The sequence below is a fragment of the Agrobacterium sp. H141 genome (assembly GCF_057158725.1).
This window is the reverse complement of record NZ_CM169893.1, coordinates 2,898,991-2,914,739: the sequence shown is the minus strand read 5'-3', so window position 1 is coordinate 2,914,739 and position 15,749 is coordinate 2,898,991. Positions and strand designations below refer to the sequence as shown.

Here is a 15,749-nt window from a genome sequence, read left to right as displayed (position 1 = left end):
CTGTGCGCGGGCGGTGCGGTTTGCTTTGTGATGTGCATTGGGATGGACGAACGATGACGACAAAAGGTGTGGTGCCGGCAGGTCCCGGCGAGGAGATTGTCATTCAGGTGGAGGACGACGTTGAGGAGCCCATTGAGTTCCATATCGACGACGTGATTGCCTTCATACTTTTCTGGGCCCTGGGCGGCGTGACCTTCCTGCAGTTCTTTACGCGCTATGTGCTCAACGACTCGGTTGCCTGGACCGAAGAGGTCGGGCGCTATCTTTTGATGTGGGTCACGTTCTTCGGTGCTGCCATCGTCTTTCGGCGTCGCTCGAATATCGCGGTCGACATTATTGTCGATACCTTTCCGCCGACGGCAGGCCGTGCCTGCCGCTTCGTCGCTGATGCGATCACCGTATGCTTTGTCGGCATATTGGTCTGGTTCTCCTGGACCATCACCCAGCGCATGTCGATCCAGCGCATGACGGTTATCGATGTCTCCATGGCTGTCATTTACGGCGGGATCGGCATCGGTTGCCTGCTGATGTTCTGGCGTGCGGTCGAGGCCTTCATCGCCAATGCGCGCCGAGGCTGGAGACCGCTGGACGTCAACACCCATTTGACCGCCGATTGAGGGCATCATGACCATATTATTGATCGTATTTTTCGGACTGCTGTTCCTCAGTGTTCCCGTATTCGTGGCCCTTGGCGGTGCATCGCTCGTCTACACGCACTTCATCGGACATATTCCCGATTTCGTGGTCCTGCATCGCATGGCAGGCGGCGTCGACTCCTTCCCGCTGATTGCCGTGCCCTTCTTCATTCTGGCCGGGAACCTGATGAACTCGGCCGGCATCACCAACCGTATCTTCAATTTTGCCACCGCGGCCGTTGGTTGGCTGCGCGGAGGACTTGGGCATGTGAATGTTCTGGCATCGGTCATCTTTGCCGGCATGTCCGGTGCAGCCGTTGCCGATGCCGGTGGTCTCGGCACCATCGAGATCAAGGCGATGCGCGATCACGGCTATGATGACCAGATGGCTGTCGGTATCACAGCGGCATCGTCAACCATTGGCCCGATCATTCCACCATCGCTGCCTATGGTGATCTTTGGCGTCATGGCCAATGTCTCCATCGGCCAACTGTTCGCAGCAGGCTTCATTCCGGGCCTGATGATGGCACTGGCATTGATGATCTACGTTACCTGGTATTCCCGGCGAAAGGGCATGGGACGCGATCAGGCGTTCAGCGTCACGCGTCTTGGCACAACCTTTATTGCCGCCCTTCCGGCCTTGCTGACACCTGTCATCATCATCGGCGGTATTGCAACCGGCGCCTTCACGCCAACCGAGGCAGCGATTGCTGCCTGTGCTTGGGCACTGATGCTGGGCTTCATCTTCTACCGTACTTTGACCTTGCGCCGCTTCTACAGCATCAGCATCCAGACCATCGAGACCACAGCCAGCGTTCTGATCATCGTGGCGGGCGCTTCACTGTTTGGCTGGATCCTGACCGTGACCCAGGTGACGGCCACCGTCACCGCCTTCCTGCTCGGAGTCACCGAAAATCCGCTGCTGCTGCTGCTCATCATCAACGTCATCATTCTGATCGTTGGATGTTTCATGGAAACGATCGCGGCGATTTCGATCCTCGTACCCGTTCTCATGCCGGCCGTCCTGCATGTGGGCATCGATCCGGTTCAGTTCGGTGTGGTGATGGTGCTCAATCTGATGATCGGTCTTTTGACGCCGCCCGTGGGTATGGTGCTGTTCGTGCTGGCTCAGGTGTCGAACCTCTCGCTGGACAAGACGATCAGGGCGGTGGCACCGTTCTTGGTGCCGCTCTTCATCGTCCTGTTCCTGATCAGTGCGATACCGTCTCTCACCCTTTATCTGCCAACGCTTTGGTACAGATAAAAGAAAGCCCCGGCTTCACACGTTGAAGACCGGGGCAGGGCAGGGGACCGTTGAACCGAAGAGTAGGTTTTAGTAAGCGCGGGCGACAGCCGTTCCGACCAGAAGGTCATGCACCAGTCGCGAGCGGTCGATGAACAGACCGGCCAGCAGAATGAGCGGTGTCAGCACAGAATTGAGGATCCAGAATAGAGCCAGATGCGCGATGGCGGTGACGAAGTCGATCTTGCCGCCATCGACCTTCACCATGAAGATACCCATGGCACGCATGCCCGGTGTCGACTGGCGTGGTCCAGCCAGAGACATCCCGAAATAAAGACCTGCAACAATGAAGAACAGGATCGGATAAAGAAGAAATCCGAGACCAAGTGTCAGGACGCCGAGAAAAAAGACCACCACTGCAGCCGGCACCCACAGCACCGCAATCAGCAGATAGTCGATCAGGAAAGCAAACATCCGCCGTGTCAGCACGCCGCTATAGGCGCGCCAGTCATCGGGGGCGGCATAGGTCTGGTTCTGATCAATGGCCATGGTCGCTTCCTTTTTGCCTTCGTTCCTCCATGATATGGGGAGACGTAAAATGAAATTCAAACCCTGGCGTGCGGTCTGTGCGGTCGGCGGATGCGTGAGACCTACTTGGACAGCGCGCGCGCCACATCCATGGCGAAATAGGTGAGGATGCCGTCACAGCCTGCGCGCTTGAAGGCGAGAAGCGTTTCCATCATCGCCCGGTCGCCGTCGAGCCAGCCATTGGCAGCGGCTGCCTTGATCTGCGCATACTCGCCAGACACCTGATAGGCATAGACCGGCAGGCCGAATGCCTCCTTCACGCGCCAACAGATATCGAGATAGGGAAGTCCGGGCTTGACCATCAGCATATCGGCCCCTTCCTCCACATCGAGAGCCGCATCGCGCAAGGCTTCGGTGCCGTTGGCGGGGTCGACGTAATAGGATTTCTTGTCGCCCTTCAACAAACCATCCGTCGAGATCGCCTCGCGATAGGGGCCGTAAAAGGAAGAGGCGAACTTGGTTGCATAGGACATGATGCCGACATCCTGGTGGCCCGCGGCGTCCAGCGCCTTGCGGATGGCGCCAATGCGGCCGTCCATCATATCGGAGGGCGCAATGATATCGGACCCGGCATCGGCTTGCAAAACGGCGGCATGAGCAATCTGGTCGACCGTCTCGTCATTGACGATCACGTCGCCCCGCAAAATGCCGTCATGGCCGTGGCTGGTGAAGGGGTCGAGCGCAACATCGGTAATCACACCGATATTGGGAACAGCCTTCTTGATGGCAGCGGTTGCCGTGTTGATCAGGTTATTGGCATCGAGAATGGCCGAGCCGGTCTCGTCGCGAAGGTCCATCTCCACATTGGGAAAGGTCGCAAGTGCAGGAATACCAAGGTCTGCGGCTTCCTTGGCGGCTTCAACCGCCTTGTCCACCGTCATGCGATTGACGCCCGGCATGGCGGCAATCGGTTCAACGATATTATGGCCGGGAATAACGAAGATCGGCCAGATCAGATCGTCTACCGTCACCCGGTTTTCCAAAGTGAGCCTGCGCACCCAGTCGGCCTTGCGAATACGCCGCATGCGGCGATGACCGGTAATTTCATCCACCAGATGTGTCTTGTCTGTCATTGGGCGCTGGCTCCCTTTGTCTCAATTTGGCATGCACTGTCATATTATGGGGCGCGCTGGTCCGCTTGAGCCGTCCAGCATCGGCAATTGCCTTATCATGCCATCGTCATTTGCCAAACACTGTCGGACATGCTGCGACGATCTGGCGGGCGAGGATCGCAAGGGCTATCGTCGCCGCCATGGATGCTGATTCTTCACACGCCCCGAAACCAAGCCTCACCGAAAGCTTGTTTGTCGTCTTCTTTCGTCTCGTCGCCGTGTCATGCCTGTGGCTGGGTTTGCAGTACTGGGCCATGCTGACGGGCTACTCGCTCGGCGGAATGGGACGTTTCGACCTTTTGTCCGTGCCATGGAAGGTTGCGGCCTCCACATTGGCGGTGGTCTTTCCTGTGGCCGCCCTTGGTCTGTGGATTGCCGCAGCCTGGGGCAGCGTCATCTGGATATTCGCCGCAGGCTTGCAGTTCTTGATGTATGGCCTTTGGACAGACACCTTTGGCCAGAGCATGCTGATCATCACAATGCATTGCACGGTGGTGCTGGTCTATGCCGTCTTTCGTCTGGCATTATGGCTGGAGGCCCGGCAGCGCCATTGAACGCATAAAGGCTTGGTTTACCCTATTTACCAAGTCGATGCTGGTAAGGGCTTGTTAAGCCTACGTTTTAAATAGAATTTTATATGCATTCGATAGGGTCACTCACAAGGCGGGAAGAAAAAACAAAACCGCCGCCAAAAACAGTGAGGCAGACCGATGAACACGAAACTTAAGCCGCAGGCAGATATTGTCGACGTGCAGGAAGATGCGATCCGCAGCCTGTACATGGAATCCCTTCACCTTGTCGAGCGACTGCACCGTCGTCTGCTCGATGTCATCAAGGACGAGTTCGACCGCCAGGGTCGTAGCGACGTCAACGCCATCCAGGCATTGCTCCTGTTCAACATTGGCAATTCCGAACTGACAGCTGGCGAACTGCGCTCGCGTGGTTACTATCTCGGCTCGAACGTATCCTACAACGTCAAGAAGCTGGTTGATCTTGGCCTGATCAACCATCAGCGCTCGCGCATCGACCGTCGTTCGGTCCGCATCAGCCTGACGGAAGACGGCCAGGCGATCGCTGAAACCGTGGCAAAGCTCTATGAGCGCCACATCGGCTCGATCCAGAAGGTCGGCGGTATCGGCGAGAATGAATTCTCGGAAATGAACAAGCTCCTCCAGCGGCTCGACCGCTTCTGGAACGACCAGATCCTCTATCGGCTGTAATTAGACACTGCCCCCGATAGACAAAAAGGCCGGGTGTGCTGTTTGCGCACCCGGCTTTTTCTTGTTTTCAGCATGAAAGCGGCAGCGGCCCCAGCGGGTTCGCCAATTTCACGCGCAAACACGCCTTCGTGAGCACCCCGGTGCTGACACGAATTGGCCATATTGGTATGGGACCCGCAACATATACCAAATCCATTGCCTGATGGGCGCATTTCATCGCCATGTTTCGAGTGAACCGGCGGTGGAGTCCATGGGCTGACTATGCCACATTATGCATCGAGTCTGAATCGCTGGGGATACGCTAAGAAATGTCGAACAAGTCCGAACTTCTCGCTATGTCGCGTCGAGCCCTGCTTCGGGGTGCGGCGACAACAGCCGCTGCCGCGATAGCGGGAACGGCTGCCGCGCAGTCGGCCATTAACGAGGTCATCAATGCGCCGCGCCGCGGCAATTGGGATGACCAGTTCGATGCAAAGGCATCTCGCACCGATGTCAGCGCGATTTCAAATTCGCCCGTGCTGAGTCCCAGCAATCAGGTCAATCTGTTGCAGGCGATCGGTGATTATCAGGCAATCGTCGCCAATGGCGGCTGGCCGATGGTCAATTCGGGCGTCAAGCTCAGGATCGGCGTTGTCGATCCATCCGTCCGGGTCTTGCGCCAGCGTCTGATGATTTCCGGCGACCTTGCCCGTTCGGCCGGCGTCTCCGACTCCTTCGATTCCTATGTCGACGGGGCCGTCAAGCGTTTCCAGGCGCGTCACGGCCTGCCGGAAGATGGTGTACTCGGTGAATTCACGCTGAAGGCGATGAATGTTTCCGCTGACGTGCGCCTCTCGCAGCTGAACAAGAACCTTCAGCGTCTTGAGGGCATGAAGGAAGACCTTGGCCAGCGTTATATCATGGTCAACATTCCGGCCGCCTATGTCGAAGCTGTCGAGAACGATACAGTCGCCCTTCGCAACACGGCAATTGTAGGCCGCGAAAGCCGCCAGTCTCCACTGGTCGATTCCAAGGTCTCCGACATCATCCTCAATCCGTACTGGACCGCACCGCGCTCGATCGTCAAAAAGGACATCGTTCCGCTGATGCAGAAAGATCCAACCTATCTGGCGCGCAACAATATCCGGCTGTTCGACAACAAGGGCCAGGAAGTCTCGCCTGAATCCGTGGACTGGTTCGCAGCTGAAGCGCCAAACCTGATGTTCCGTCAGGATCCGGGCAAGATCAACGCCATGTCTTCGGTGAAGATCAACTTCCCGAGCCCAGACGCGGTTTATATGCACGACACGCCGACGCAGGGTCTGTTCAACAAGCTGATGCGCTTTGAATCGTCAGGCTGCGTTCGCGTTCAGAACGTGCGCGACCTGGTGGTCTGGATTTTGAAGAACACCCCAACCTGGGATCGTCAGCACATCGAGCAGGTCATTGCCAGCCGCGTGAACACGCCGATCCCGGTTGTCGATCCGCCACATGTGCACTGGGTCTATATCACCGCATGGTCGGCCAAGGACCGCGTCGTGCAGTTCCGCGATGATATCTACCAGCTTGACGGCGATGCCCAGCTGGCGCTCCAGACCACTGCCGGTATCGAGCAGATTTCAGGGTCTGTGGAAGACGATATTCTTCCGCAATAAGCTGAGCTGTTCGAGAATAAAGTTTGTGGGGCGGCTCTCCTTCGGGAGGGCCGTTTTGCGTCGCAATGCTTCTGTTCCGTCGCTTCCGCGCTCGATCAGCGAATTGTCACCGCGGCCGAGAGGCGCAAAGAATGGCGCCGACTGACCCAGCCTGCGCTCTTTGATGGGCAAATGTCGCTCCCCGTATTGCCCTTGGGCATATGGAGGGCTAAGACGCCACTGCATCTTTCCCGTTCAGGAGCCTGCCATAATGTCGAACACCGATGCCTTCTTCTCCCGCCCGCTGGCCGAAGCCGATCCGGAAATTTTCGGCGCGATCGAGAAGGAACTGGGCCGTCAGCGTCATGAGATCGAGCTGATCGCCTCCGAAAACATCGTTTCCCGCGCCGTGCTCGAAGCCCAAGGCTCGATCATGACCAATAAATATGCCGAAGGCTATCCGGGCAAGCGCTACTATGGTGGCTGCCAGTTTGTCGATATCGCCGAGGAACTCGCGATCGAGCGCGCCAAGCAGCTGTTCGGCGTCAACTTCGCCAATGTGCAGCCCAATTCCGGTTCGCAGATGAACCAGGCGGTCTTCCTGGCACTTCTGCAGCCGGGCGACACCTTCATGGGTCTCGATCTCAACTCGGGCGGTCACCTCACGCACGGTTCGCCAGTCAACATGTCCGGCAAGTGGTTCAATGTCGTGTCCTATGGCGTTCGCGAAGGCGACAACCTGCTCGACATGGACGCCGTGGCGGAAACTGCCCGCAAGAATAAGCCAAAGCTGATTATTGCTGGCGGCACGGCCTATTCCCGCACATGGGACTGGAAGCGCTTCCGCGAGATCGCTGACGAAGTCGGCGCGTGGCTGATGGTCGATATGGCCCATATTGCCGGTCTGGTCGCCGGTGGCCAGCATCCGTCGCCGTTCCCGCATTGCCACGTTGCGACCACCACGACCCACAAGTCGCTGCGTGGACCGCGCGGCGGCATGATCCTCACCAATGACGAGGATCTGGCAAAGAAGTTCAATTCGGCTGTGTTCCCAGGCCTTCAGGGCGGTCCGTTGATGCATGTCATCGCCGCCAAGGCCGTTGCCTTCGGAGAGGCGTTAAAGCCCGAGTTCAAGGAATACGCCGCCCAGATCGTCAAGAACGCCAAGGCGCTTTCCGAGACGCTGGTGGCGGGCGGCCTCGATATCGTATCGGGCGGCACCGACAACCATCTGATGCTGGTCGATCTTCGCAAGAAGAACGCCACCGGAAAGCGGGCCGAAGCAGCGCTCGGCCGCGCCTATGTGACCTGCAACAAGAACGGCATTCCTTTCGATCCGGAAAAGCCATTCGTCACCTCGGGCATTCGTCTCGGCACACCGGCCGGCACCACCCGCGGGTTCAAGGAAGCCGAATTCACAGAAATCGGCAACCTGATCGTCGAGGTTCTGGATGGTCTGAAGACGGCGAACTCCGATGAGGGCAATGCCGCTGTCGAAGCTGCCGTGCGCGAGAAAGTGGTCAAGCTGACCGATCGCTTCCCGATGTATCCCTACCTGTAAGGAAGAAGTTCGAGCCGATGCGTTGTCCATTTTGCGGATCTGAAGACACACAGGTCAAGGATTCCCGTCCTGCGGAGGACAATACGTCCATCCGCAGGCGGCGCATCTGCCCGGATTGCGGCGGCCGCTTCACCACCTTCGAACGCGTGCAGTTGCGCGAATTGATGGTGTTGAAGAAGACCGGTCGCAAGGCACCCTTCAATCGCGACAAGCTGGTGCGGTCGTTTCAGATCGCACTGCGCAAACGTCCGGTGGATAGCGAGCGCATAGAGCGCGCTGTCTCCGGCATTGTCCGTCGCTTGGAAAGCTCGGGCGAAACGGAAATCGGATCGGAAGAAATCGGCCTGCAGGTGCTGGAAGCGCTGAAGGGTCTCGACGACGTCGGCTTCGTTCGCTACGCCTCCGTCTATCGCGATTTCTCCCATGCCGAGGATTTTGAAAACGTCATCGCCGAGATCAATGCCAAGATCTCCCGCGACACCGTCGGAGATTGACGTTGACCGCGGCAGATGACGAGCGGTTCATGGCGGAGGCAATCCGCCTGTCGAAAACACATCTCGGCCAGACATCACCCAATCCCTCAGTCGGCTGCGTCATCGTCAAGGATGGCGAGATCGTCGGTCGGGCGGTCACGGCCGTGGGTGGACGCCCCCATGCCGAGACGCAGGCCCTGGATGAGGCTGGCGACAAGGCAAGGGGCGCGACGGTTTACGTGACGCTCGAACCCTGTTCCCATCACGGCAAGACGCCGCCTTGCGCCGACGCCCTGGTCAAGGCCGGCGTGGCGCGTGTGGTGACGTCGCTACCCGATCCGGACCAAAGGGTGTCGGGCAGGGGACTGCAGATCATGCGCGATGCCGGTATCCAGGTGGAAACAGGCATGGCCGAAAATGAGGTGCGCCGGGTGCTGGCAGGCTACCTGATGCGTCAGACCCAAAACCGGCCGCAAGTGATTCTGAAACTTGCCATTTCTGCAGACGGCATGATCGGCCGCAATGGCGAAGGCCAGATCGCGATTACAGGCCCTGAGGCGCGCACCGAAGTGCAGCATCTGAGAGCCCATTGCGATGCGATTCTCGTTGGCATAGGCACGGCGCTTGCTGACGATCCCGAACTGACAGTGCGCATTTCCGGCATGGAAGCGCGCTCGCCCATCCGTATTGTGCTCGACCGCCGGCTCGAATTGCCGCTGGATTCTAAACTGGTCCAGACAGCGCATGATGTCCCGACGATCCTTGTGACCAGTGAGCAGCGCAAGGACGCATCGCGCTATTGCGAGACGCTGGCGGAACGCGGGGTCGAGGTGTTGGAAGCCGATGACATCGATACCTTGCTCTTTGCGCTGGCAAGCCGTGGCATCTCCTCGCTGCTGATCGAGGGAGGAGCCCGCGTCGCAAAGGACGTTCTGGGGTCAGGTGTTGTCGATCGCATCCTGCTGTTCAGCGGGCCTGATACAATCGGTGAAGGTGGGATTGAATCGCCCGTCACCGCCTCCAATATTCCAGATGGTTATGAAATTGTGCGCGAGGCTGATTTCGGCCCCGACCACCTGGTGGAATACGAGAGAAGCAGCTGATGTTTACTGGAATTGTGACCGATATTGGCGTGGTGGATCGGATCACCCCCCTCAATGAAGGCGTCAAACTGCGCATCCGCACGGCTTATGATCCGGCCACGATCGACATGGGCGCGTCCATTGCCCATTCCGGCACCTGCCTCACGGTTACGGCTTTGTCCGAGGATGGTTCCAACGAGCGCTGGTTTGAGGTGGAGGCCTGGGAAGAAGCGCTGCGCCTGACCACCATTGGCGCCTGGTCCGAGGGGACCCGCATCAATCTCGAGCGCGCATTGAAGGTTGGCGATGAATTGGGCGGCCATATCGTTTCCGGCCATGTCGATGGCAAGGCCGAGATCCAGTCGATCGCCGAGGAAGGCGATGCTGTACGTATCCGGCTGAGAGTGCCGGATGCCTATGCGCGCTTCATTGCGCCCAAGGGTTCCGTCGCGCTCGACGGAACGTCGCTCACGGTCAATGCGGTTGATGGCTGTGATTTCGATGTTTTGCTGATCCGGCACACACTGGAGGTTACCACTTGGGGAGACCGTAAGGCCGGAGATTTCGTCAATCTCGAGATTGATACGATGGCAAGATATGCTGCGCGCCTGGCCGAATTTCCCGGAGCCGGTGGATCGTCCATCTAACGGGGCTTGACGGCGGCCGTTTATACCCGACCAGGCTGCAACATTATCTGAAGAACAGCAGGAACAGAATGACGAAGGGGAGGGGGATCCCTACGAGCCAAAGCAAAAGTCCACGAAACATTGTCATCTCCTTTTACACTGGAACTGTCCGGTGCTGTGAGCCACCCGATGAGTGGCTGCTGCGGTAATAACGTCATGATCTGGATTTGGTTCCCTTCAATAAACTGAACCGCATTCCCTCTCTCCCGGGCGGCAGAAGAGAGGGAATGCCGGCACTCATGACTTGGAACGTTCGCGCGCGGCTAGCGGACGTAGAAAGTCAAACCACCGTCTTCGGCCTTCTTGGCCGCGACGATATTGTTGATCTCAACCTTGTCGGCCTTGAGCGCCTTCATCAGGGTCTTGTTGGACTCGATGGATGCCTGCAGCTTGTGGACGCCCGGCGATTTCGGTGTGAGTGCATTATAGGCTGTATAATTGGGGTCGCTCTTCGCAATCGAGGAGATGTCCTGCAGTTGGAATTTCACCATTTTCGTCGTGGCGATATCATGGTCAAGGCTGGAAGCCTTGTCAGAGGCAAAGCTTGCACCGGCAAAAGAAGTGGCGGACATCAGGCCGATGGCGGCGAGTGTTGCGAAGCGGTTCATTGTAATTCTCCTTTCAATGAAACCAGTGAGAGGCATGAATACCTCCCGCTTGCAGGATCAAATCTGGGATCGGTTTTGGGCAAAATAGTGGCGTAAGTTACTGAAATTCATTACATATTATTTAATCTGGTATCGGAGAATTAATGTTCTCTGGCATAGATTTGTCGCAATCTGCGAAGTGAGCCTTCACCTGCGTCGCAAGTCGCACGACTCGGCCCTTCGAATGTTGGCGGCAGCGGGAGCTCCATTTCTTCACCACGCTAAAAACACTTGCCAATCCATCATCATCATGGTTTGACCGCCATCTCTCCGGCAAATGCCGTGATTTGCCGAACAATCAAGGGCTAAAGACATGTCGCAGACAAAATCAAAGCCGCATCTTTTGATCGTGGAAGCGCGCTTCTACGACGATATGGCGGACGCCCTTCTGGAAGGTGCAACTGTCGCTCTGGACGCAGAAGGCGCGACCTATGACGTGGTCACTGTACCGGGTGCGCTCGAAATTCCGGCGGCGATTGCCATGGCGCTGGATGCGGCCGATGATGAGGGCACCAACTATGACGGCTTCGTTGCCCTTGGCATGGTCATCCGCGGGGAGACCTATCATTTCGATATCGTGTCGAATGAATCCTCGCGCGCACTGATGGATCTGGCGGTCTCTGAATCGCTTGCCATTGGCAATGGTATCATGACAGTGGAAAACGAAGATCAGGCTTGGGCACGCGTCCGTCGTACCGACAAGGACAAGGGCGGCTTCGCAGCGCGTGCGGCCCTGACGATGATCAAACTGAAGAACAAGCTGAGTGGCTGAGCAATGAGCAGCGAAGATCAAAACCCGGCTATCAAGCCGGCAAACCAGCGCGGCGCCGCAAGGCTCGCCGCAGTCCAGGCCCTGTATCAGATGGATATCGGCGGTACTGGCGTGCTGGAAATCATGGCGGAATACGAGACGCATCGTCTTGGCAAGGAAGTCGACGGCGAGACCTATTTGAAGGCCGATCCCGGCTGGTTCCGCTCTATCGTCTCGGGCGTTGTCCGCGATCAGACCAAGATCGACCCGGTCATTCGCAAGGCTTTGCAGGACGACTGGGCGTTGTCGCGCATCGACAGCACTGTGCGCGCCATCCTGCGCGCCGGCACTTTTGAGATTGTCGAGCGCAAGGATGTTCCTGTCGCGGTTATCGTCACCGAATATGTCGAGATCGCCCGGGCATTCTTCGAGGACGATGAGCCAAAGCTGGTGAATGCTGTTCTCGACCGCATCGCCAAGCAGGTACGCACCGAAAAGTAAAATCGCCAAGGCGGATCAGGAAAGAAACAGTGCAATGAGCGTGGCCGATAGCACCCAGATGGATGTCCAGTTTGGTCGCGCCAAACGCAATGTGTTTCTGTTGACCGCTGCACAGTCGGTGCTGGGCTCCGTGGCACCGATCAGCATTTCACTGGGCGGGCTTGCTGGCTTCCAGCTTCTGGGCGACGACAAATCGCTCGCCACGCTTCCCGTCACCGGTTTCAACCTTGGTGTCGCCATGGGCGCCGTTCTGGTGGCTGCAGTGGCGCGCTTCCTCGGTCGCCGTGAAGGTTTCATGGTCGGCGCGATGATGGCAGCCCTAGGCGGCTGTGTCGCCGCCTATGCGCTCTATCAAAGCGATTTCTGGATTTTCGCTTTCGGTCTTATTCTGGTTGGCATATCCGGCGGGTTCACCCAGAAGATCCGTTTCGCCGCAGCCGACGCATCGCCGAGTTTCTTCAAGGGTAAAGCCATTTCCTGGATTCTGGCGGGTGGTATCGTGTCCGCTATCGTCGGTCCACAGATCGCCATTCAGATGAAGGATGCGTTGGCACCGGTGACATTTGCCGGCTCCTTCCTCAGCATCGCGCCCTTGATGCTGATCGCAATCGCCATTCTATTCTTCCTGAACCTGCCGAAAAAGACCGAGCATGATCATGCTACAGGTGAGCCGGCCCGGCCCCTGACGGAGATCATCGCCACACAACGGTTCTTCACAGGAATGTTCTGCGGCGTGGCATCCTATGCGCTGATGAGCTTCATGATGACCGGCGCTCCGCTTGCCATGGTCATTGGCTGTGGCTTCTCGCCGGAGCTTGCAACGCTTGGCATCCAATGGCACGTCATCGCCATGTTTGCCCCGAGCTTTTTTACCGGCATGCTGATTTCACGCTTCGGCAGTGAGAAGATCGTGGCCGCCGGTCTTGTGATCCTGATGGCCTGCGCACTCGTCGCTCACATGGGCATAGAACTCTGGAATTTCTGGCTGGCGCTGGTGCTGCTCGGCATCGGCTGGAACTTCGGCTTTATCGGTGCCACGGCCATTGTCGCCTCAAGCTATCGTCCGCAGGAGGCCGACAAGGTGCAGGGCTTCCACGATATCGTTCTGTTCGGCACCGTTGCACTCGCTTCCTTTTCGTCGGGCAAGGTCTTTGCAGCCTATGGCTGGGCCGTCATGAATCTCGTGATCTGGCCAGTTACCGTTCTCTGCCTGATCCTTCTGGCATTGCAGATGCGCTCTGCAGCGCGCAAGCCAGCCTGAGCTTCGCCCCCTACCGAAGCGGGGCTTGACGTCAATAAATCGGCAACGCAATCTCGCCTCGTGCAAAACGTCCTCGGAGGGGAGGTCGGATTGGCACGTCAATGCCCGCGTTACGTGAGGCGTGGGCAATTCGGGAGGGAATTGCGAATGACAGTGCTTCTAGGCGTAATTGTTTGCGGATTATTGTCGATCGTCTATGCGATCTGGGCCACGCGCTCGGTCCTGGCAGCCGATCAGGGTAATGCGCGTATGCAGGAAATTGCGGGATATATCCGCGAAGGCGCGCAGGCCTATCTGACACGCCAGTATATGACCATCGCCATGGTGGGCGTCGTGGTCTTCATCATTACCTGGCTGTTGCTCTCGCCAACTGCGGCATTCGGCTTCTTGATCGGCGCCGTGCTTTCAGGCGCTGCCGGGTTCATCGGTATGCATGTCTCGGTCCGCGCCAATGTCCGCACGGCGCAGGCCTCGTCGCAAAGCCTGGCGGCTGGTCTCGACATCGCCTTCAAGTCTGGTGCCATTACCGGCATGCTCGTCGCAGGCCTCGCTCTGTTGGGTGTGTCTATCTATTTCTACGTGCTCACTGTCATTCTCGGCCATGAAAGCGGCTCACGCGATGTGATCGACGCGCTTGTTGCGCTCGGCTTCGGCGCATCGCTGATCTCCATCTTTGCCCGTCTGGGCGGCGGTATCTTCACCAAGGGTGCAGATGTCGGCGGCGATCTCGTCGGCAAGGTTGAAGCGGGTATTCCCGAAGACGACCCGCGCAACCCCGCAACCATTGCCGACAATGTCGGCGACAATGTCGGCGATTGCGCCGGTATGGCGGCCGATCTGTTCGAGACCTACGCGGTGTCCGTTGTGGCCACCATGGTTCTCGGCGCGATCTTCTTTGCCGGCAGCGCCATGCTGGAACTGTCGATGATCTATCCGCTGGCTATCTGCGGTGCCTGCATCGTCACCTCGATCATCGGCACATTCTTCGTCAAGCTCGGGACCAACGGCTCGATCATGGGCGCTCTCTACAAAGGTCTGATCGTCACCGGTCTCCTGTCGATCCTTGGCCTCGGTGCCGCCACATCGTTCACCATCGGCTGGGGCTCCATCGGCACCGTTGCCGGTCAGGATGTGACCGGCTGGAACCTCTTTCTTTGCGGCATCCTGGGCCTTGTGGTCACCGCCTTGATTGTGGTGATTACCGAATACTACACCGGCACCAACAAGCGTCCGGTCAATTCAATCAGCCAGGCATCGGTCACCGGTCACGGCACCAATGTGATCCAGGGACTGGCGGTTTCGCTCGAATCGACCGCGTTGCCGGCACTCGTGATCGTCGGCGGCATCGTTTCCACCTACCAGCTCGCTGGACTTTTCGGCACGGCCATTGCGGTGACCACCATGCTTGGCCTTGCCGGCATGATTGTCGCGCTCGACGCCTTCGGTCCGGTGACCGATAATGCCGGCGGTATCGCTGAAATGTCCGAACTGCCGCCTGAGGTGCGCAAGACAACCGATGCGCTGGATGCCGTCGGCAACACCACCAAGGCTGTCACCAAGGGCTATGCCATCGGCTCCGCAGGTCTGGGGGCGCTCGTGCTCTTTGCCGCCTATTCCAACGATCTGGCCTATTTCGCAGCCAACAGCGAGCAATATCCCTACTTCGCCAATATGGGAGACATCTCCTTCAGCCTGTCCAACCCTTACGTTGTGGCCGGTCTGATCTTCGGCGGCATGATCCCCTATCTGTTCGGTGGCATTGCCATGACCGCTGTTGGCAGGGCTGCAGGTTCGATCGTGGAAGAAGTCCGTCGCCAGTTCCGTGAGGAAGCCGGCATCATGCAGGGAACCGTCAAACCGGATTACGGTCGCGCGGTCGACCTGCTGACCAAGGCGGCGATCAAGGAAATGATCATTCCTTCGCTGCTGCCGGTTCTGGCGCCACTCGTCGTCTATTTCGGCGTATTGCTCATTTCCGGCTCCAAGGCATCCGCCTTCGCAGCCCTTGGTGCTTCGCTTCTGGGTGTCATCGTCAACGGCCTCTTCGTGGCGATTTCCATGACCTCGGGCGGCGGTGCCTGGGATAACGCCAAGAAGAGTTTCGAAGATGGCTTTATCGACAAGGACGGCGTGACCCACATCAAGGGATCGGATGCCCATAAGGCATCCGTGACCGGTGATACCGTTGGCGATCCCTACAAGGATACAGCAGGTCCCGCCGTCAATCCCGCGATCAAGATCACCAACATCGTCGCATTGCTGCTGCTGGCAGTGCTGGCTGGCTGAGGACAGGCAACGCGCTTGGGCTTTGGCTGAAGCGCGACCCGGTTGATCAGTATCAAGATATGGATGCCTGCGCGCGGGCATCCGATCCCA

Annotated in this window: 16 protein-coding genes; 13 read left to right on the top strand and 3 right to left on the bottom strand. The window is 58.0% G+C overall.

All coding sequences use genetic code 11. The features are described from left to right. Positions 1-53: 53 nt before the first annotated feature. Together ACWPM9_RS13510 and ACWPM9_RS13505 are read left to right on the top strand one after the other, a co-directional pair. Complete coding sequence (locus tag ACWPM9_RS13510) at positions 54-617, top strand: TRAP transporter small permease (RefSeq protein ID WP_428185124.1); 564 nt, start codon at positions 54-56, stop codon at positions 615-617. 7 nt (positions 618-624) lie between these two features. Then, a complete protein-coding gene (locus tag ACWPM9_RS13505) occupies positions 625-1,899 on the top strand; it encodes a TRAP transporter large permease (RefSeq protein WP_428185123.1) in 1,275 nt (424 codons plus the stop codon). Between the two features lie 69 nt (positions 1,900-1,968). Here ACWPM9_RS13505 and ACWPM9_RS13500 read toward each other — a convergent pair whose 3' ends face one another. Both ACWPM9_RS13500 and hemB read right to left on the bottom strand, forming a co-directional pair. Beyond that, positions 1,969-2,427, bottom strand: a complete 459-nt coding sequence (locus ACWPM9_RS13500; RefSeq protein WP_428185122.1) for an RDD family protein — start codon at positions 2,425-2,427, stop codon at positions 1,969-1,971. Positions 2,428-2,528: 101 nt separating this feature from the next. Then, positions 2,529-3,539 (bottom strand): porphobilinogen synthase, encoded by a 1,011-nt coding sequence (hemB, locus tag ACWPM9_RS13495; RefSeq protein ID WP_428185121.1) that lies wholly within the window; start codon positions 3,537-3,539, stop codon positions 2,529-2,531. Positions 3,540-3,718: 179 nt separating this feature from the next. On the opposite strand from hemB, the gene ACWPM9_RS13490 reads away from it, so the two are divergent. From ACWPM9_RS13490 to ACWPM9_RS13460, 7 genes are all read left to right on the top strand, one after another. Continuing rightward, positions 3,719-4,132, top strand: coding sequence for a DUF6163 family protein (locus ACWPM9_RS13490; protein ID WP_484755449.1), 414 nt, complete (start codon positions 3,719-3,721; stop codon positions 4,130-4,132). 156 nt (positions 4,133-4,288) lie between these two features. Then, positions 4,289-4,798, top strand: coding sequence for a transcriptional regulator LdtR (gene ldtR / locus ACWPM9_RS13485; RefSeq protein WP_428185119.1), 510 nt, complete (start codon positions 4,289-4,291; stop codon positions 4,796-4,798). 308 nt (positions 4,799-5,106) lie between these two features. Next, a complete protein-coding gene (locus tag ACWPM9_RS13480) occupies positions 5,107-6,432 on the top strand; it encodes a L,D-transpeptidase family protein (RefSeq protein ID WP_428185118.1) in 1,326 nt (441 codons plus the stop codon). A 250-nt stretch (positions 6,433-6,682) separates the two neighbouring features. Then, a complete protein-coding gene (gene glyA / locus ACWPM9_RS13475) occupies positions 6,683-7,972 on the top strand; it encodes a serine hydroxymethyltransferase (RefSeq protein WP_428185117.1) in 1,290 nt (429 codons plus the stop codon). A 17-nt stretch (positions 7,973-7,989) separates the two neighbouring features. After that, positions 7,990-8,466 carry a transcriptional regulator NrdR gene (gene nrdR / locus ACWPM9_RS13470; RefSeq protein ID WP_428185116.1) on the top strand — a complete coding sequence of 159 codons (477 nt, stop codon included), beginning with the start codon at positions 7,990-7,992 and terminating at the stop codon, positions 8,464-8,466. A gap of 29 nt (positions 8,467-8,495) precedes the next feature. Beyond that, a complete protein-coding gene (ribD, locus tag ACWPM9_RS13465) occupies positions 8,496-9,548 on the top strand; it encodes a bifunctional diaminohydroxyphosphoribosylaminopyrimidine deaminase/5-amino-6-(5-phosphoribosylamino)uracil reductase RibD (RefSeq protein WP_484757654.1) in 1,053 nt (350 codons plus the stop codon). Then, on the top strand, positions 9,548-10,174 hold the full coding sequence (locus ACWPM9_RS13460; RefSeq protein WP_484755448.1) for a riboflavin synthase: 627 nt from the start codon (positions 9,548-9,550) through the stop codon (positions 10,172-10,174). Before ribD ends, ACWPM9_RS13460 begins: the two co-directional genes overlap by 1 nt. Before the next feature lie 302 nt (positions 10,175-10,476). Here the strand turns inward: ACWPM9_RS13460 and ACWPM9_RS13455 are convergent, their stop codons facing one another. After that, the gene (locus ACWPM9_RS13455) at positions 10,477-10,821 is read right to left on the bottom strand and encodes a hypothetical protein (RefSeq protein WP_428185114.1); all 345 of its coding nucleotides are present in this window, start codon (positions 10,819-10,821) and stop codon (positions 10,477-10,479) included. Positions 10,822-11,173: 352 nt separating this feature from the next. Between ACWPM9_RS13455 and ribH the strand changes: the two genes are divergently transcribed. The 4 genes from ribH (at position 11,174) to ACWPM9_RS13435 (ending at position 15,659) form a co-directional block, all read left to right on the top strand. Beyond that, positions 11,174-11,632, top strand: a complete 459-nt coding sequence (gene ribH, locus ACWPM9_RS13450; protein ID WP_428185113.1) for a 6,7-dimethyl-8-ribityllumazine synthase — start codon at positions 11,174-11,176, stop codon at positions 11,630-11,632. Between the two features lie 3 nt (positions 11,633-11,635). Continuing rightward, positions 11,636-12,112 (top strand): transcription antitermination factor NusB, encoded by a 477-nt coding sequence (nusB, locus tag ACWPM9_RS13445; RefSeq protein WP_484755447.1) that lies wholly within the window; start codon positions 11,636-11,638, stop codon positions 12,110-12,112. Between the two features lie 34 nt (positions 12,113-12,146). Then, a complete protein-coding gene (locus tag ACWPM9_RS13440) occupies positions 12,147-13,373 on the top strand; it encodes an MFS transporter (RefSeq protein WP_484755446.1) in 1,227 nt (408 codons plus the stop codon). Positions 13,374-13,520: 147 nt separating this feature from the next. Next, entirely contained in the window at positions 13,521-15,659 is a 2,139-nt protein-coding gene (locus ACWPM9_RS13435) for a sodium-translocating pyrophosphatase (RefSeq protein ID WP_484755445.1), read from the top strand. The last annotated feature ends 90 nt before the right edge of the window (positions 15,660-15,749 follow it).